This is a genomic window from uncultured Salinisphaera sp. (assembly GCF_964012375.1).
GTDB lineage: Bacteria > Pseudomonadota > Gammaproteobacteria > Nevskiales > Salinisphaeraceae > Salinisphaera.
The window spans coordinates 1-2,564 of sequence record NZ_CAXGSH010000177.1; the positions used below are offsets into that span (position 1 = coordinate 1).

Sequence of the window (2,564 nt, forward strand, 5' to 3'; positions counted from 1 at the left end):
CGCACCGTCTGTGAGGACTCGAACGCGATCCGTGAGAGGTTTATGCAGAGCTTCCTTAACTGTCTCGAACGCGGCGAGCGCACCACTAAACCTCGGCCTCGTGGCCGCGGGCTTCGAGCCAGCCACGGCGGTCGGCGGCGCGCTTTTTGGCCAGCAGCATATCCATGAGTTCGTCGACTTCGGTATCCGGCATGCCGTCTTCGTCGATCGACAGCTGTACCAGCCGGCGCGTATCCGGCGCCATGGTGGTTTCGCGCAGCTGCAGCGCGCTCATCTCACCCAGGCCCTTGAAGCGGGTGACGCTGATCTTGCGTTTCTTCTTCTCGTTTTCCAGGCGACGCAGGATCACGTCTCGCTCGTCGCGATCCAGCGCATAGAAGACTTCCTTTCCCGCATCGATCCGAAACAGCGGCGGCATGGCCACGAATACATGACCATGCTCGACCAGCGGGCGGAAATGCTTGACGAACAACGCACACAGCAGCGTTGCGATATGCAGCCCGTCTGAATCGGCATCGGCGAGGATGCAGACCTTGTGATAGCGCAGGCGGTCGAAGTTGTCGCTGGACGGATCCAGCCCCAGCGCTACCGAAATATCGTGGATTTCGTTCGAGGCCATGATATCCGCCGGCTCGACTTCCCAGGAATTGAGAATCTTGCCGCGTAGCGGCATCACTGCCTGAAAGTTGCGGTCGCGCGCCTGCTTGGCGCTGCCGCCGGCGGAATCGCCTTCCACCAGAAACAGTTCGGATCGCGACGGATCGTCGGTCACACAGTCGGTAAGCTTGCCCGGCAAGGCCGGCCCGGCCGTTACCCGCTTGCGCTTGACCTTCTTGGCGCTGCGCGCACGGGCCTGGGCGTTGCCGATGATCTGGGCCGCCAGCAGTTCGCCGGTTTCCGCGTGTCGATTGAGCCACAGCGAAAACGCGTCCTTGACCGCGTTGGACACGAAGCCGCTGATATCGCGCGAGGACAGCCGTTCCTTGGTCTGGCCCGAAAACTGCGGCTCGTTCATCTTCACCGACAGCACGTAGGTACAGCCGGACCAGACGTCCTCCGGTGCGATCTTGACCCCGCGCGGCAAGAGGTTGCGAAACTCGCAGAACTCGCGCACCGCTTCGGTCAGGCCGGTGCGCAGACCGTTGACGTGGGTGCCGCCCGAGGCCGTGGGAATGAGGTTGACATAGCTTTCGGCCACCCCGTCCACGCCGGGCTGATCGGGCGCGAGCCAGGTCAGCGCCCAGTCGACGGTCTGGCTGCCGCCGTCTTCGCCGCCGGTAAACGCCGGCGTGATCACGCAGTCGATATCCTGCAGCGCATCGGCCATGTAATCGGCCAGCCCGTCGGCGTACTGCCAGGTGATGTCTTCCTGGCCTGCCTCGTCGACAAAATGCACCTTGAGGTTCGGGCACAGCACTGCCTTGGCCCGCAGCAAATGCTTCAGGCGCGCAGTGGCAAAGCGTGGGCTGTCGAAATACTGCGGGTCGGGATCGAAATGCAGCTTGGTGCCGGTCTTGTTCTTGGCACAGGAGCCGATTTCGGTGAGCGGGCTTTCCAGCTCGCCGCCGGCAAACCGCATTTCGTAGTGGGTGCCGCCGCGCCAGACCTGGGCCACCAGCGAGGTGGACAGCGCATTGACCACCGATACACCTACGCCGTGCAGGCCGCCCGAGAACTGATACTGCTTGTTCGAGAACTTTCCGCCCGCATGCAGGCGGGTGAGAATCAGCTCGATGCCCGGCACACCCTGTTCGGGGTGCACGTCGACCGGCATGCCGCGACCGTTGTCGGTCACCGACAAGGATCCGTCGGCATGCAGAACCACATCAATTTCGGTGGCATGCCCGGCCAGCGCCTCGTCCACGCTGTTGTCAATGACTTCCTGGGCCAGGTGATTCGGCCGGGCGGTATCCGTGAACATGCCCGGACGTTTGCGCACCGGATCCAGCCCGGAGAGTACTTCGATATCGGCAGCGTCGTAGCGGCTGGCCATGAGCCCTCGTCTTGCTTGAGATGGGCGGTTCGTGGCGCCCGGCTGGGGCATGAACCGCGTTCAGCGAATGCGCGGCACGTTAAGCCAAGGCGGGCACGCTGGCAATAGACACTGACGCCGCCGACTTCTGGCGCTAGACTGTCGGATTGACCGCTACTCCAACTTCAGCCCAGGCAGACGTCATGGCAAAAACCGATGCGCCCGCAACCGAAAACGACGACAGCCAGCCCCGCCTGGCCGCATTCGAAGAATCGGTAACCGAGCTCGAAGGCTTGGTCGAAGCATTGGAAAGCGGCGACGTATCGCTCGAGCAGGCGCTGGCGAAGTTCGAACGCGGGGTCGTTCTGGCACGCCAATGCCAGCACACGCTCAAGCATGCCGAACTGCGCGTCGATCAACTGCTGGCCGAAGGCGATAACGCAGACGTCGCCGACTTCGACCCGCCGGCCGACACCGATACCAGCGATTAGGGCCTGTCGTCACGGGATATTCCATCGCATTGCCCGTGGCTTGCCTAAGGAAGCTCTGCATAAACCTGTCACGGTCGCGCCGGCGTGCTTTGCGCGTGATT

General features: G+C 62.9%; 2 protein-coding genes. One reads left to right on the plus strand and one right to left on the minus strand.

The annotated features are described in order from the left end of the window. Positions 1–85: 85 nt before the first annotated feature. Positions 86–1,993, minus strand: a complete 1,908-nt coding sequence (parE, locus tag ABNU97_RS17615) for a DNA topoisomerase IV subunit B (RefSeq protein ID WP_348767969.1) — start codon at positions 1,991–1,993, stop codon at positions 86–88. 182 nt (positions 1,994–2,175) lie between these two features. Here parE and ABNU97_RS17620 point away from each other — a divergent pair, with 182 nt between their 5' ends. Continuing rightward, a complete protein-coding gene (locus ABNU97_RS17620) occupies positions 2,176–2,463 on the plus strand; it encodes an exodeoxyribonuclease VII small subunit (protein ID WP_348767970.1) in 288 nt (95 codons plus the stop codon). Positions 2,464–2,564: the final 101 nt, after the last annotated feature.